At 69.3% G+C, this 13,855-nt stretch carries 15 protein-coding genes; 7 read left to right on the forward strand and 8 right to left on the reverse strand.

All coding sequences use genetic code 11. From position 1 onward, the window contains the following. From ACTWP6_RS26670 to ACTWP6_RS26700, 7 genes are all read right to left on the reverse strand, one after another. A partial coding sequence (locus ACTWP6_RS26670) for a transposase (RefSeq protein WP_443189284.1) occupies window positions 1-244 on the reverse strand: 244 nt, incomplete at its 3' end. A 96-nt stretch (window positions 245-340) separates the two neighbouring features. Beyond that, complete coding sequence (locus ACTWP6_RS26675) at window positions 341-631, reverse strand: hypothetical protein (RefSeq protein WP_443189285.1); 291 nt, start codon at window positions 629-631, stop codon at window positions 341-343. Between the two features lie 4 nt (window positions 632-635). Continuing rightward, window positions 636-1,874, reverse strand: a complete 1,239-nt coding sequence (locus tag ACTWP6_RS26680) for a glycosyltransferase (protein ID WP_443189286.1) — start codon at window positions 1,872-1,874, stop codon at window positions 636-638. After that, a complete protein-coding gene (locus ACTWP6_RS26685; protein ID WP_443189287.1) occupies window positions 1,871-2,938 on the reverse strand; it encodes a glycosyltransferase in 1,068 nt (355 codons plus the stop codon). The genes ACTWP6_RS26680 and ACTWP6_RS26685 overlap by 4 nt, the downstream gene beginning before the upstream one ends. A gap of 135 nt (window positions 2,939-3,073) precedes the next feature. Then, a complete protein-coding gene (locus ACTWP6_RS26690) occupies window positions 3,074-3,832 on the reverse strand; it encodes a class I SAM-dependent methyltransferase (protein ID WP_443189288.1) in 759 nt (252 codons plus the stop codon). Next, the gene (locus tag ACTWP6_RS26695) at window positions 3,829-4,809 is read right to left on the reverse strand and encodes a methylenetetrahydrofolate reductase (RefSeq protein WP_443189289.1); all 981 of its coding nucleotides are present in this window, start codon (window positions 4,807-4,809) and stop codon (window positions 3,829-3,831) included. The genes ACTWP6_RS26690 and ACTWP6_RS26695 overlap by 4 nt, the downstream gene beginning before the upstream one ends. A 57-nt stretch (window positions 4,810-4,866) precedes the next feature. Then, window positions 4,867-5,727, reverse strand: coding sequence for a class I SAM-dependent methyltransferase (locus tag ACTWP6_RS26700; RefSeq protein ID WP_443189290.1), 861 nt, complete (start codon window positions 5,725-5,727; stop codon window positions 4,867-4,869). A gap of 38 nt (window positions 5,728-5,765) precedes the next feature. Between ACTWP6_RS26700 and ACTWP6_RS26705 the strand changes: the two genes are divergently transcribed. Beyond that, window positions 5,766-6,497, forward strand: a complete 732-nt coding sequence (locus ACTWP6_RS26705; protein ID WP_260755984.1) for a ZIP family metal transporter — start codon at window positions 5,766-5,768, stop codon at window positions 6,495-6,497. Window positions 6,498-6,506: 9 nt separating this feature from the next. Here ACTWP6_RS26705 and ACTWP6_RS26710 read toward each other — a convergent pair whose 3' ends face one another. Beyond that, a complete protein-coding gene (locus ACTWP6_RS26710) occupies window positions 6,507-7,499 on the reverse strand; it encodes a glycoside hydrolase family 6 protein (protein WP_260755985.1) in 993 nt (330 codons plus the stop codon). 110 nt (window positions 7,500-7,609) lie between these two features. Between ACTWP6_RS26710 and ACTWP6_RS26715 the strand changes: the two genes are divergently transcribed. From ACTWP6_RS26715 to ACTWP6_RS26740, 6 genes are all read left to right on the forward strand, one after another. Further along, window positions 7,610-8,710: a glycosyltransferase gene (locus tag ACTWP6_RS26715; protein WP_313901356.1), complete on the forward strand. Its 1,101-nt coding sequence runs from the start codon at window positions 7,610-7,612 to the stop codon at window positions 8,708-8,710. A 40-nt stretch (window positions 8,711-8,750) separates the two neighbouring features. After that, window positions 8,751-10,361, forward strand: coding sequence for a threonine/serine ThrE exporter family protein (locus ACTWP6_RS26720; RefSeq protein WP_443189291.1), 1,611 nt, complete (start codon window positions 8,751-8,753; stop codon window positions 10,359-10,361). A gap of 29 nt (window positions 10,362-10,390) precedes the next feature. Then, entirely contained in the window at window positions 10,391-11,752 is a 1,362-nt protein-coding gene (locus ACTWP6_RS26725; RefSeq protein WP_260755987.1) for an MFS transporter, read from the forward strand. Window positions 11,753-12,024: 272 nt separating this feature from the next. Further along, window positions 12,025-12,432 (forward strand): MarR family winged helix-turn-helix transcriptional regulator, encoded by a 408-nt coding sequence (locus tag ACTWP6_RS26730; RefSeq protein WP_260755988.1) that lies wholly within the window; start codon window positions 12,025-12,027, stop codon window positions 12,430-12,432. A 118-nt stretch (window positions 12,433-12,550) separates the two neighbouring features. Then, a complete protein-coding gene (locus tag ACTWP6_RS26735; protein WP_260755989.1) occupies window positions 12,551-13,408 on the forward strand; it encodes an oxidoreductase in 858 nt (285 codons plus the stop codon). A 9-nt stretch (window positions 13,409-13,417) separates the two neighbouring features. After that, entirely contained in the window at window positions 13,418-13,843 is a 426-nt protein-coding gene (locus ACTWP6_RS26740) for a hypothetical protein (protein WP_260755990.1), read from the forward strand. Window positions 13,844-13,855 lie beyond the last annotated feature (12 nt).

Here is a 13,855-nt window from a genome sequence, read left to right on the forward strand (position 1 = left end):
GCTTCGGGATTGCGAGATTCAATGTTCCCGCGCGGGTGTCGAATTGGCGGTGCCGGTAGCCGTTGCGGGAGTTGGTGCGCTCGGTGCTGCGCTCGCCGTAGCTGGCGCCGCACAGGGCGTCGGCCTCTGCACCCATCAGGGTGTGGATGAACGTGGCCAGCAGCTCACGCAGCACGTCGGGATGGGCGGTGGTGAGTCGTTCGGACAGCACGGTGGGCAGGTCGATATTGTGGGCAGTGGTCATCGCGTTGATTCCTTTGCTCGAGTGACTTTGACGGGTCTCTCGAAGAATCACGCGATGACCCTCAATCAGTCGGCTACGACACGCCGGTACCGCTGATCAGGTCCGACTCGTACACCACTCTGCTGGACGCAACCGGTCGGCCATCTGGTGCACGACGACATGCGGCGGATCGGTCCGGTCCCCGGGCAGTGCGACGATGACGGTCGGAATCCCCAACAGCCGCAGGAACATCGCCACCTCGACCGACACATCAACCACGCACAACTCGGGCCGCGCGTCAGCGACCCACTGTGCCAGCGCCTGCATGCGCGCCCCGAAGCCGCTGTCGTAGTGGGGCGCCCAGTGCAGCGCCCCGTGCGCCGTCGGTTCCGAGACGTGTTCGGCCACGTCGTCACGCGGAAGCCTGACGACCGAGGAGAACGGATGCTGTTGCGGCACAGTCGCCGAGGTCAATGCCGTCACGGGTCTGCGCAGATGCGAGGTGATGCTGACGGCCCGGGCGAGGTGGCCGTACCCGTGATGGTGGATGTAGTAGCCGATCATCGGTGTCGTCACCCCTGGGAGAGATCATCTGTCGATAGATTGCGAGGTAGGCCCGCACCATTGCCGCGGCAGAGCAGCGGCGCACGGCGTGCTCGTGCACCTGCCGTCGGGGCAGCCGCGCGGCCACCGGGATCGCCGCGGCCAGCGCCTCGATGTCGTCGGGAGCTACCAGGCAGCCCGACTGGGGTGTCACCAGTTCGGGGATCCCGCCCCGCGCGAAGGCGACGACCGGTGTGCCGCAGGACATCGCTTCGGCGACCACGAGCCCGTACGGTTCGTCCCACGTCGGAGTCACCAGTGCGACCGAGGCGGCTCCCACCAGGCGGGCCAGGTGCTGCTGGGTGAGATGGCCGGCATACCGGACGGCTTGACCCAGGTGCGGTTCGACGGCATCGGCGAAATACGCGGGATCGGAGATCGGCCCTGCCAGCATGAGATTGCCACCGGCAAGCCGGGCGGCATCGATAGCCAGGTGCGGAGCCTTTTCCGGCGTGATACGCCCGAACCAGACGGCGTGCTGCCCGCCCGGTCCCAGCGGCCACCGCCGGGCGTCGATTCCGTTGGGCACCACAGTGAACGGGACGCCGGCGGGCGCCCAGGCAGTGGCGGTGTGTTCGGAGACGGCGGCGAAGCGGGTACCCCGGCCGCCGGTGGCCTGGACGGCCGACTCCAGCCACGGCGTCGGCGGGGTGTGCACCGTGGTCAGCATCGGTGTGGACAGCGTGGGCGCCATCGCCACGGGCAGATAGTGCAGGCTGTGATTGTGGATGACGTCGAAGCTCTCGGCGTGTCTGCCTGCCAGGCCCAACATCAGCGCCAGGTAGGCATGGTGGTCGTCCATGAACTCCTCGGCGGGCATGGAGACGTCCGACCGTGCCGCATCGGAGAGTTTCAGCTCGCGCACCGTCAGCGACGCGCAGCCCGGGGCGGGGTCTGAGCCGGGGGCGGCGAACAGTGAGACCCGTTGTCCCTGGTCGGCCAGCGCTCGGGCCAGGTGCCAGACATGCGCTTCCAGGCCGCCGGCGAACGGCTGGCTGACGGGGTGGCGGGACGATGCGATCAGCGCGATCCGCAGCGGGCGCATCATTTCAGTGCCTTCTCGTAGAGGGTCCTGTGCGCGCCGGTCAACTGCGCCCGTTCGGCGGACCGCTCCCTCCAGGTGGCCCGGGGGGCCGGCGTGCCGCTGCGCCAGCGCTCATGAGCCGTCTGCACGGCCATCTCCAGGGACGCCACATCGAACTCGGTTTCGGTCAACGTGAAGACACCACACGGCCGCTGCTCGGCATAGAACCCGCAGCTCGGTGCGATCACGGCGGTGCCCAGGTCGAAACAGGCTTCCAGCCAACCTGAATGCGTCCCGAATCGGTAGGGCAACACCGAAACCGACAGTCCGGAAAGGTAGTCCCACAGTTGCGCATCCGAGAAGTAGGGATGCACACACACCTCGACATGCTCATATCGGTCGAAGGCCAGCACCGCCTTCCCGAATCGTGGTGCGTACCAAAGGCTGCTAGGTTCGAAGACCTCATCGTGAATGTTGATGCGCAACAGCGCGTCCGGCAGAGTATCGGTGATCCCGGTCAGCACGTGCAGCACCGGCAGCGGATCCATGTTGGCGCGCAAGCTCTTGACGTGGACCCCGACCACGAAGCGGTCCTGTTCCCTTCGGGTGGCCTCGATGTGCGGCCGCTCCAAGACATGGGGATGCGCGAGCACGTGAGCGGTGCGGTCCCACCGGCGCCGAATCTCCTGGGCGGCACCGGGTGTCAGGGTGATGATTGTTTCCGCCGCGGCGACCAACACGTTCTGCTGCAGCCGGTGCGCCTCGGGCTCACGGTGGTGCGGGTTACGCAGATCGTGGATGGTGTACACCAACGGCTTGCCGTGGAACTTCAGTTCCTGCATCACCTCGGACAGCACCTCCGCACCCACGGCATCGAACCCGAAGTGGACGTGGAACACGTCGAAGCGGTCATGGTTGGCGGTGACCCAACCGGGTTCCAGCATCAGCGGAGGCCACCACCCGCCCGGCACCTTGCGTCCGTCGGTGGGCACCGGATCGAACAGCCGGACCACGTCGTCCCCACCTGCCGGGTCGGCCAGATGTCGTACATACACATGGGAGGCCGGCACTGAAGCCACACGCAGCAACGATCGTCTCCTCACCCGGAATGTGAATACGTTGGGAACGCACGATGTCCCTGCGTACTGAAGAACTCGGCCCAGCCGATTTACCCCGCGGCTAGGGCGCCAAACATGACGGTTCGTTCATACTCAGGCGCGGCGTCACGCGTGACGCACGCTCATCACCACGCCGACCACCAGTCCGTCGCCGAGCAGCGTGCCCATCTGGTCGGACTGCTGCTCGGAGAGCTGCCAGGTGCGTGTTCTCGCGTGCCGGCGGCGGAGTTCCTCGTCCACCGTGTCGACGCACTGTTCCCACGCGTGCGGTATGGCGGGCAGGTCGGCGGTGCAGAGCTCGGCGTCGACGCGTAATCCGGCCGCGCTCAGCAGTTTCGGCAACGAGTCCCTGGTCGGGAAGTTGTTGCCGTCGGGTTGCTGGTCGGCGTCGAGGTCCTGCTGGGCGACGAACACGAGCAGGCCGATCCGGCCCGGTGGCCGGACCGCGCGGCGCAGTTCGGTGAGCACGCCGAGTTGGTCGGAGGTGGTGCACAGCACCCCGAGGCACCAGGCGGCATCGAACGCGTTGTCGGGGAACGGAAGCGCACCCGCGGTGGCCTGTACCACCGGGTACGGGAACAATGTGCGCGCCGCCCGGCATGCCCCGGCCTGCGGTTCCACCAGGACCGGCGACACCGGCATGCGGTCGGCGGCGTAGGCGGCGGGCCCCCCGACACCGGCCCCGCAGTCGAGCAACGCCTCACCTGGTCGCAGCTGCAACCGGTCGACGAGCCAGTCCAGCGCCGCGGGGTTACCGCTCCCACGACAGCCGGCCGGAATGTGGTACTCCGGGCCGAGATCACGTGCCAGTTCGGCGGTCCATTCGGCCACGGTGTCGAACTCCGCCTCCATCGCCTCGCTCATGACCCCAACCTTTCCGCGCGAATACGTTCCCCGACTTCGGCTTTGATGCGGGCGCCGACCTTGGTCCCGCCGGCCGACGCCAGTCCGGAGATGTTGACCCCGGCCACGCCGTCGATGGCCAGCAGCGCCCGCGCCTCGGCGACGGCGGCCTCGATGCCCGCCTCGACCGGGTCCGCCGCGTTCAACACGGCGGTGACCACCTCCGGGTCAAGGGCCAATCCCGGAAGTCCCTGCAGGACGGCCGCGGACACCTCGTCGGTGAACACCGCCACCGCCGCCAGAACCGGAATGCTCAGTCCCGCAGCATGTGCCGCCGCCATGAACCCGGCGACCGAAGCCGGCGACGACACGTGGTTCAGGACGGCGATCCGGGCGCCCGCGTGCTGCTTGTGCACCAGTCGGCGGGGGCGTCCCGCGATCGGCGGCGCGGTGATGGTCTCCGGCACCGCGGCGGTCACTCCCAGCGACGCGGCCAACTCGACCAGCCGCGGCCCGTCGAGGTCGAAGGTCTGGGTGACATCGGGGCGCACGTCGTAGCCGCGCCCGTCGCCGGTCACACACAGCACCGTCTGCACGCCGATCAGCGACAGCCCCCGCACCTCCTGCTCCAGCACCACCCGGTTGCGGTCCCGGCAGGACAGCGTGATCCACGGGGTCACACCGGCGTCCAGCAGCAGTCGCCCCATCAGGGTGGGCGGGAAGTCGGGCCGGTTCTGGTGTTCGCCGACCAGGACGGCATCGCAGGACGGCGCCAACGCCGCCGCGGTCGCCGCGACATCGGGGGGATCGAAGGGGGCGCAGGTGAAATCCGTCAGGATCAGCGGGGCCGTGGCCGGTTCACGCGGGGCCGGCGCGTCGGCCGGCCATGGCACGACGTCGGGAAAAGCGCAGGGGCCGGGGCGCATTTCACACTCGCCGCCGGGCCGTACGCCTCCGCACGGCCCGAATGTCATCCGCTTGGGACAGCCCTCGTCCATGCATCACCCCCGATCGGCCTACAGTTCAGCTGCGGGGGTTCCCCTCCGCACCGCGGATTAGTCCTCGCGATCCCGGCGGGTGAGGCGGACCACAGCGCTCCACGGCCGGCCCACCGGAGGGCGGTGCGGGTCGGGCTGCGGCAGCAGCGCGGCCAGCCGCAGTAGCCACGGCAGCCGGCGCAGCCGTCTCGCGACGACCAACACCGACTCGACTTCGCCTGCGCGCCAACCGCGTTGCTCGAAATATCGGACGCCCTCGGGCGGGGCGAATTTGAACGGCGCATTGCGCAGCAGCCCGCCGGTCTTCTCGTTTATCCACTTCCGCAGCCCCGGTCCGGCCAGGTCCAGCAGCCACCACGCCACCTCTGGCCGGTTCAGCGCGCGCGACAGTTCGTCGACGTCGGAGGGTTCGAGGTACATCAGCAGGCCCTCGGTCAGTACGAGCGCTTTCGTCGCGCCGGCCAGCGCCGTGTCCAGGAACCGGTCCCGCGCGGCCGGATCGGCGAGGTCGACGGGATAGCGGGTCAGCCGGCACCTGGGCGTCTCACCGGCGAGCAGCTGTTCCTTCTCACGGATCAGGCCGGGCAGATCGCCTTCCACCCAGTCCAGGTCTGCGGGCAGGTCCAACCGGTACGGCCGGGTGTCCAGTCCGGCCGCAAGATTGAGGACACGGTCGCAGCCGGCGGCGACGGCGTCGCGGATGAGATCGTCGATCGTCTTGGTGCGGGCCACCATCCACCAACCCGAGCGCAACATCCGCGGGACGTTCGCCACGATCTGGTGTCCGCGCTCGCCGGTGAGCCGGTCGGCATAGGGGTCGTCGAACACCGCGTCGGCACGTGCCGACTCGATGGCGCGATACGCCGCGACCCATCGCGCGGTGTCCGAGACGTTGGCCACCAGTTCTTCGTCGCTCATCCCGGTGACGGTACGCGCGCGGCGGGTACCCACCGCGGGTGTTGACTGCTGCGCTGTTCGGGATCACCGCATCGAGCGCGCTGGTGATCGGAGCCCTCGTCGGCGTCCGGTGGGATCTGCCCAAGAAGGTGACCGGCGTGCTGCTGGCCTTCGCCAGCGGCGCGCTGATCTCCGCGCTGGCCTTCGAATTGTTCGAAGACGCGTTCCAGCTGGGCGGGGCGCTGCACTCCGGACTCGGCCTGCTCGGCGGCGCGGCCGCGTTCGTCGTGGCCGACAGCCTGCTCGACCGCTACATCAGCGGGAGCTCCGGCCCCCAGCAACGCGAAGTGGTGTCTGACGGCGCGGGCCGCGGGGTCGGACTGGCGTTGCTGGCCGCAGTCACCCTGGACGGCGTTCCCGAGAACCTGGCGCTCGGTGTCTCCCTCGTCGGTGGAGCGTCGCTGTCCTTGCTGGTCGCGATCTTCCTCTCGAATTTTCCCGAGGCCCTGGTCGGCGGGATGTCGATGCGCAAATCCGGGATGAGCGGACGGGCGGTCATCGGAGTGTGGCTGGGGTGCGCCGCGCTGCTCGCCGCCGCGGTGGTGGTCGGTCGGGTCACCGCCGGTCAGCTCAGCGAACCGGTGCTGGCGCTGGCACTCGCGTTCGCCGGCGGCGCGGTGCTGGCCTCACTGGCCGACACGCTGATGCCCGAGGCGTTCGAACACGGCCGCCCGCTCAACGCGTTCGCGACCGCCGGCGGGTTCTTCCTGTCCTTCGTGCTGGCGGGCTGACCGCACGGGCTACCAGCCGGCGGTGCGGGCCAGGTCGATGGCGTACTGGCTGACGAACGTGCCTGCGCTGGGCGCGCCGCGGCAGGCGCCGTCGGACTCACCGGGCCGCTTGACCCACAGGAACGCGTCGACCATGGGGTTGCCGGTGTCCGTGGTGGGGCGCGCACCGAGGGCGCGACCGCTCGGGTTGCACCAATAGAGATCGTCGCCTTCGACCGGCCCGGCGCCGTTGCGCGACGTGTCGACGACAAACGGCTTGCCGCCCGTCATCCCCGAGATCGCGCCGCCGTAGCCCACCGACTCCTCGGTGGTGAAGAAGTTCGCCGTGTTGAGGCTGAAGCCGCGGGCCTTCTCGATGCCCACCTGGTTCAGCCGGCCGGCCATCACGTCCGCGGCGACCCAGCGCGGGTGACCGGCGTCGACGTACACCGCGGTGCCCGGGTTGCGGGTCAGGGTGTCGACGGCGTAGCGGATCAGCTCGATCCGCTCCTGCTGCTGACCGGGGGACAGACAGTCGATCATGGCCAGCGCGTCGGGCTCGAGGATGACCGCCGCGCGCCCGGACCCGATGGCCGCCGCGACACCGTCGATCCAGGACCGGTACCCCCCGGCCGAGCCGAAGCCGCCCGCGGCGTAGCTGCCGCAGTCACGGTTGGGGATGCCGTAGAGCGCCAGCACCGGCATGGTGCCGGCGGCCTGGGCGGTGGCGATGTACTTGGCGTCCACCGCCGGGGTGGAGATGTGGTCCATCCAGTACGCGGTCGGGGTGTTCACGACGGCGGCCAGCAGCGGATCCGGGTTGCCCGCGGCGGCACGCGTCCCCTTCGAGTTGGGGTTGACGTAGAACGGCAGGCCGACCAACGGGTTCGCCTCGGCGGCCAGCCGCACCGCGGGCGCGGCGGCCGGGGCGGGTTCGGTGACCAGGACGGCGCCGGCGACAGCCGCGACGGCGGCGCAGGGGGCGATCAGGCGGGCGAGCACAGCAACGGCGGAAAACGTCACGCGAGAAAACTTAGTGGGGCTGTGCAGCGAGTGCCAACCGCCGTCGAGGTGGGTACTCCCCTTCGCGGGCCGGCGCCGATGCCGCCCCTCGACGGAATCGAGGACCACGGGTGCTGCGAATCGCGCTGATCGCCCACAATCACTTCCCCATCCGCGAACCCTTCGCCGGCGGCCTGGAAGCTCACGTGTGGCATCTGACTCGCGCGCTGGTCGGTCTGGGCCATCGGGTAACCCTGTTCGCCGCTCAGGGCACGGACCCGGGGTTCACCCATCCCGGGTTGACCGTGCGCGCGCTGCCGCGCAGCGAAGCCGCCGCGGTTCCGTTCCCGCTACCGGGCGCGGTGAAGCAGTCCCGGCACGACGCGTACGTCGCGGTGATGTCCGAGCTCACCGAGGACCACCCGTGGCGTTTCGACGTGATCCATAACCACAGCCTGCATTACGTTCCGATCCGGTGGGCGCCGTACCTGCGCACCCCGATGCTGACCACGCTGCACACCCCGCCCCTCCCCCTGCTCGAGGCGGCGATCGGGTCGATGAAGGATTCGGACCTCGCCTTCGCCGCGGTCAGTCGCAACGCCGCGGACGCGTGGGCGCACGTCGGCATCGAGCGGCTGGCGGTCGTCCCCAACGGGGTCGACGTGTCGCGGTGGCCGCTGGGCGCCGGTGGCGGCCGGTATCTGGTGTGGTCGGGGCGGATCGTCCCCGAGAAGGCGCCGCACCTGGCGATCGACGCGGCGGTGCGGTCGGGTCACCACCTCACGCTGGCCGGCCCGACCGTCGACGCCGAGTACTTCCGGCGCCGGATCGAGCCCCATCTGGGCGACAGGGTGCGCTACGCCGGACACCTCGACCAGCGAAGTCTGGCGTCGCTGGTGGGTGGCGCCGCGGCGGCGCTGGTCACCCCGCGGTGGAATGAACCGTACGGGCAGGTGGTCGCCGAAGCGCTGTCGTGCGGCACTCCGGTGGTCGCCTTCGCCCGCGGCGGCGTCCCCGAACTGGTCGACCGGGATTGCGGACGCCTGGTCCCACCCGAGGACACCGCGGCGATGGCCGCGGCGATCCCCGACGCCGCCGCGCTGTGCCGGACGACGGTACGCGCGAAGGCCGTCGCGAGACACAGTGTCGCGACGATGGCCGACCGGTACGTCGCGCTCTACCGCGACCTCATCGACCGGGCCGTGCGCCGCAGGCTCGACCGACCGGCGTGAGTGCGGGTCCGCCCTGCGCCGCTCAGTATCGTGTCCCGTGATGGGTGCCGATCGATCCGACGGGGCAGCGCGGCGCCGGCGCGCGTTGCACTTCGCCCTGAAGGGGCGCCGTGAGCCCGCGTCGGGCGCCGGCCAGCGCCGACGCACCTCCGGCGGGCTGAGCGAGCGGCACACCCGCAAGGTTCTCGACCTGACCATCCGGCTCGCCGAGGTGATGCTGTCGTCCGGCTCGGGCACCGCGGACGTCGTCGCCACCGCCCAGGACGTCGCGCAGGCTTACCAGCTCACCGACTGCGTGGTGGACGTCTTCGTCACCACCATCTTCGTGTCCGCGCTGCCCACCGCCGACAGCCCGCCGGTCACCATCGTGCGGGCGGTGCAGGCACGCTCCACCGACTACACGCGGCTCGCCGACCTCGACCGGTTGGTCCGCAGGATCACCTCGGGCGGGGTATCGGTCGATGAGGCCCACGAGGCGATGGACGAGCTGAGCGAGCAGCCGCACCCCTACCCCCGCTGGATCGCGACCGCGGGGTGGGCCGGCTTCGCCCTCGGCATCGCGATGCTGCTCGGCGGTACCTGGCTGACCTGCATCCTGGCCGCGGTCACCTCGGTGCTGATCGACCGCAGCAGCCGGCTGCTCAACAAGCTGGGCACCCCGCTGTTCTTCCAGCAGGCGGCGGGGGCGCTGATCGCGACGTTGATCGCCGTGGCCGCGTTCCTGTTCGCCGGGCAGGGCCCGACCGCGCTGGTGGCCACCGGGATCGTGATGTTGCTGGCGGGCATGACCCTGGTCGGCTCGGTGCAGGACGCGCTGACCGGATACATGCTCACTGCGGTGGCCCGGCTCGGCGACGTGCTGTTCTTGACCCTCGGCATCGTCGTCGGCATCCTGGCCGGTTTGCAGATCGCCGCCCTGGCCGGCATCGAGATCCAACTCCGTGTCGACGCGACCGAGTACTTCGTACTGCCCACCACGCCGACACAGATCGTGCTGGCGGTGACGGGCGCGGCGCTGGCGGGTGCCTGTCTGGTCATCGCAAGCTACGCCAAATGGCGGTCCGTGCTGACCGCGGGCATCGCGGCAGGTCTCGCCGAGGCCGTGTTGATCGGCCTCGGCAGCGCCGGTTTCGGCCAGGTCGTCGCGACCGGCACCGCAGCGGTGGGTGTCGGCCTCCTGGCCACCGTGATCTCGATTCGGCGGCAGGCGCCCGCGCTGGTCACCGCGACTGCCGGCATCACCCCGATGCTGCCGGGCATGGCCGTCTTCCGGGCGGTGTTCTACTTCGCCGTGGAGCGGGATTTCACCGCGGGCATGGCGCAGGCACTCGCGGCGGCGGCCACTGCGCTGGCGATCGGCGCCGGCGTGGTCATGGGTGAGCTGGCCGGCTCGCCGCTTCGTTACCGCGCCGGGCGGATCAGCGACTTCCTGCGGGTGGAGGGCCCGCCCGGGCTCCGGCGCGCGGTCGGCAACGTGGTGGCACTCCGCCCCGCCGCAGATCAGCAACCAGGCCGCAGCCCTCACCAGCGGTCGTGGAGCGTCGCGCTGGAACCCGAGTTGTCGGACACCAAGGCCGAGCCTGATTCCGGCAGGGAAGATCCAGCCCCGGACGATGAGCACCACACGAGCGATGACGTCCGGGATGTTTAGCCCCGGCAGATAACGAGCAAGCGCTTCTCATGTCCACCACCCACGAAGACCCACCACCGGGAGTCCTGAAGAAGGCCATCACCGCGTCGGCGATCGGCAACGCGACCGAATGGTTCGACTACGGCATCTACGCCTACGGCGTCACCTATATCTCGGCGGCGATCTTCCCCGGGGACGCCGCCAGCGCGACGTTGCTGGCGTTGATGACGTTCGCGGTGTCCTTCCTCGTCCGTCCACTGGGTGGATTCGTCTGGGGACCGCTCGGTGACCGGCTGGGCCGCAAGCGGGTGCTGGCGATGACGATCGTGCTGATGGCCGGGGCCACGTTCTGCGTCGGACTGGTGCCCAGCTACGACATGATCGGGATGTGGGCACCGTTCCTGCTGGTGCTGCTCCGCATGATCCAGGGCTTCTCTACCGGCGGTGAGTACGGGGGCGCCGCCACGTTCATGGCCGAGTACGCGCCGAGCCGGCGCCGCGGGCTGCTCGGCAGCTTCCTCGAGTTCGGCACCCTCGGCGGGTTTTCACTGGGCGCGCTGCTGATGCTGGGCTGCTCCCTGGTCCTCAGCGACGAGCAGATGCACGCCTGGGGTTGGCGGCTGCCGTTCCTGGTGGCCGCGCCACTCGGCCTGATCGGGCTCTATTTGCGGTCACGGCTGGAGGACACCCCGGTGTTCCGGGAGCTCGAGGAGAAGGGTGAGACGGAATCGGAGACCACCGCTCAGTTCCGCGATCTGCTGGGCCGGTACTGGCGGCCGATCCTGCAGTTGGGCGGACTGGTGGTCGCGCTGAACGTCGTGAACTACACCCTGCTGACCTACATGCCGACGTACCTGGAGACCAAGATCGGGCTGACGCCGGACCAGTCGCTGATCGTGCCGGTCATCGGCATGCTGTCGATGATGGTGTTCGTCCCCTTCGCCGGACTGCTCAGTGACCGGGTGGGACGCAAGCCGTTGTGGTGGTTCTCGTTGGTCGGTCTGTTCGTCGCCGCCGTGCCGATGTTCCTGTTGATGGGCACCAACCTATGGGGCGCGGTGATCGGCTACGCGCTCCTTGGGCTGCTGTACGTGCCGCAGCTGGCGACGATCTCGGCGACGTTCCCGGCGATGTTCCCCACCCAGGTGCGCTACGCCGGATTCGCGATCGCCTACAACGTGTCGACGTCGCTGTTCGGCGGCACCGCACCGGCGGTCAACGACTGGCTCATCGGCGAGACCGGCGACCTGCTGTTCCCCGCCTACTACATGATGGGCGCGTGCGTCATCGGCGCCATCGCACTGCTCAAGGTGCCCGAGACCGCACGGTGCCCGATCGGCGGGACCGTCACGCCGGGCACCGACGAGGCGCCGGACCCGGTGCCGTTCGAGAGCGCGCGCAGCGGGGGCTGAGCATGGGCGCTTGAGCGTCGGGCCATGCGGAACACCCTGGCGGGTTCTTCCGGACGTCGATGCGCCCCAATTGCCACAGGAAGCCGCGGTTTTCAGTGAATGGGCGAGTAGACCTCTGGAAAAGGCGGATTCCTGTGACTCATGCGGTGTCGCGGGAAACATAGCCGTCGCCGACATCGGGCTGCGTGACGCACTCACGGCTATGTGCGTGACGTACTCTGACCGCGAGATCAACGGAGGTAAGCGCGGTGAGGGCCGATCAACGTCGTGCGGTGGAAGTTGCCGACGCGTTCGGCCGTGCCGCCAAGTCGGTGGTGCGGTCGTTCGACGAGCGCCTCGGCGAGCACGGCGTGTCGACGCCGCGATCCAAGTTGCTTGCCGAAGTCCAACGGCTGCAACCGGTTCGGCTGGCCGATCTGGCCCGCGCGGTGGGTGTCACGCAGGGCACCGCGTCCAGCCTCGTCGACGCGCTGGTGCGTGACGGGCTGATCGAGCGGGCGCCCGACGCGAATGACCGCCGCGCGGTCCGGTTGACGACGACGCCGGCCGGGGCAGCACAGGCAAAGCGCTGGCTGGCCGATTACGCCGCGGCCGCGCACGAGTTGCTGAAGGGGTTGACCCGCGACGAGCAGGAGACCCTGACCCGACTCCTCACCAAGCTCGCCGACAGCCTGAGCTGAGCACCGCCCCACACCGAGGGCTCCGAAGCGTTCATCGGTGCCGGCCACGTCCGTTGACACCCTTGACCTCTCGCCATATAGTTCGAGGCACAATAGTTTGATATCAAAGGAGTTGTCGATGAGCTCGCCATCCACGTTCACACTCGGAAAGTACGAGGTTCACCGCGTCGGATTCGGCGCGATGCAGCTGCCCGGACCCGGCGTGTTCGGACCTCCGCGCGATCATGACCAGGCGATCGCCGTGCTGCGGCGCGCCGTCGAACTCGGCGTCGACCACATCGACACCGCACAGATCTACGGGCCCGATGTCGCCAACGAACTGATCAGAGAGGCGCTGCACCCGTACCCGGACAACCTTGCGCTGGTCAGCAAGGTCGGGGGCACCCGCGACGACCAGGCCAACTGGCTGCCCGCGCAGCAGCCGGAGCAACTGCGCCGCGACATCGAAGTCAACCTCGACACCTTGGAGACCGATCAGCTGGCAGCGGTGAATCTGCGGATCTTCGACAGCGGTGAGCCGGGTGCGGTTGACCGCCCGCTGTTCGACCGTCAGCTCGACGCGATGATCGCCGCGCGCGACGAGGGCCTCATCGCCGGTATCGGATTGAGCAACATCAGCCGCGAGCATCTCGAAATCGCCTTGGAGCGCACCGATATCGTGTGCGTGCAGAACGCGTACAACCTGGCTGACCGCTCGTCACAGCCGGTGCTCGATCTGTGCGTCGAGCGCGGAATCGCGTTCGTACCGTTCTTCCCGCTGGGTTCGGCGTTCGCCCCCGACAATCCGGTGCTCGGCAACGCGACGGTGCGGCGCCTGGCCGCCGAACTGGATCGCACGCCGGCACAGATCGCGCTGGCGTGGACGCTGAAGCAGGCGCCGAACGTGTTGCTGATTCCCGGCACGTCGTCGGTGGCGCACCTGGAGGAGAACATGGCCGTCGCGCAGATCGAGCTGCCCGACGACATCTCTTGGTAGACACTTTTCATGGCCCCGACGCGCAGCGTGACCCTGGAAACGCTCGGGGCGTGGGTCATCAAGTGCAACCCGAACAAGACCCCGCTCGCGCCGATGCTTGCCGCCGGCGAGGCCAAACGCATCTGGTGTATCGCCGGCAACTACCGGTCTCGACTCATCCGGCCGGGCCACCGGGTCCTGTTCTGGGTGTCGTCACACCCCGAGCGGGGATTCTGGGGCGACGGTCGCGTCACCGGCCGGCCCGTCGCCGAGGGGGGCGGGCTGCAGCTGCCCGTACGCATTCCGCTGCTGCGCGAGCCGCTCACCGCGGTGAGGTTGTCGTCGATCTCCACGCTGGCGTCGATGGAGGTGTTCCGCTCCCCTCAGCAGGCCAATCCGTCGTGGGTGAGCGCGGCCGAACTGGCAGCCATCGACACACTATTGGCCCGGCTCTGAAGGGTTGCATCG

It is taken from the genome of Mycobacterium sp. 4D054 (assembly GCF_052245755.1).
In the GTDB taxonomy this organism is placed as follows: domain Bacteria; phylum Actinomycetota; class Actinomycetes; order Mycobacteriales; family Mycobacteriaceae; genus Mycobacterium.

What these genes read in the sequence shown, in the direction of transcription:
- ACTWP6_RS26680 (WP_443189286.1), bottom strand. Translation starts at nt 1,874, where the DNA reads ATGATGCGCCCGCTGCGGATCGCGCTGATCGCATCGTCCCGCCACCCC.
- ACTWP6_RS26690 (WP_443189288.1), bottom strand. Translation starts at nt 3,832, where the DNA reads ATGAGCGAGGCGATGGAGGCGGAGTTCGACACCGTGGCCGAATGGACC.
- ACTWP6_RS26695 (WP_443189289.1), bottom strand. Translation starts at nt 4,809, where the DNA reads ATGGACGAGGGCTGTCCCAAGCGGATGACATTCGGGCCGTGCGGAGGC.
- ACTWP6_RS26700 (WP_443189290.1), bottom strand. Translation starts at nt 5,727, where the DNA reads ATGAGCGACGAAGAACTGGTGGCCAACGTCTCGGACACCGCGCGATGG.
- ACTWP6_RS26720 (WP_443189291.1), top strand. Translation starts at nt 8,751, where the DNA reads ATGGGTGCCGATCGATCCGACGGGGCAGCGCGGCGCCGGCGCGCGTTG.
- ACTWP6_RS26725 (WP_260755987.1), top strand. Translation starts at nt 10,391, where the DNA reads ATGTCCACCACCCACGAAGACCCACCACCGGGAGTCCTGAAGAAGGCC.
- ACTWP6_RS26735 (WP_260755989.1), top strand. Translation starts at nt 12,551, where the DNA reads ATGAGCTCGCCATCCACGTTCACACTCGGAAAGTACGAGGTTCACCGC.
- ACTWP6_RS26740 (WP_260755990.1), top strand. Translation starts at nt 13,418, where the DNA reads ATGGCCCCGACGCGCAGCGTGACCCTGGAAACGCTCGGGGCGTGGGTC.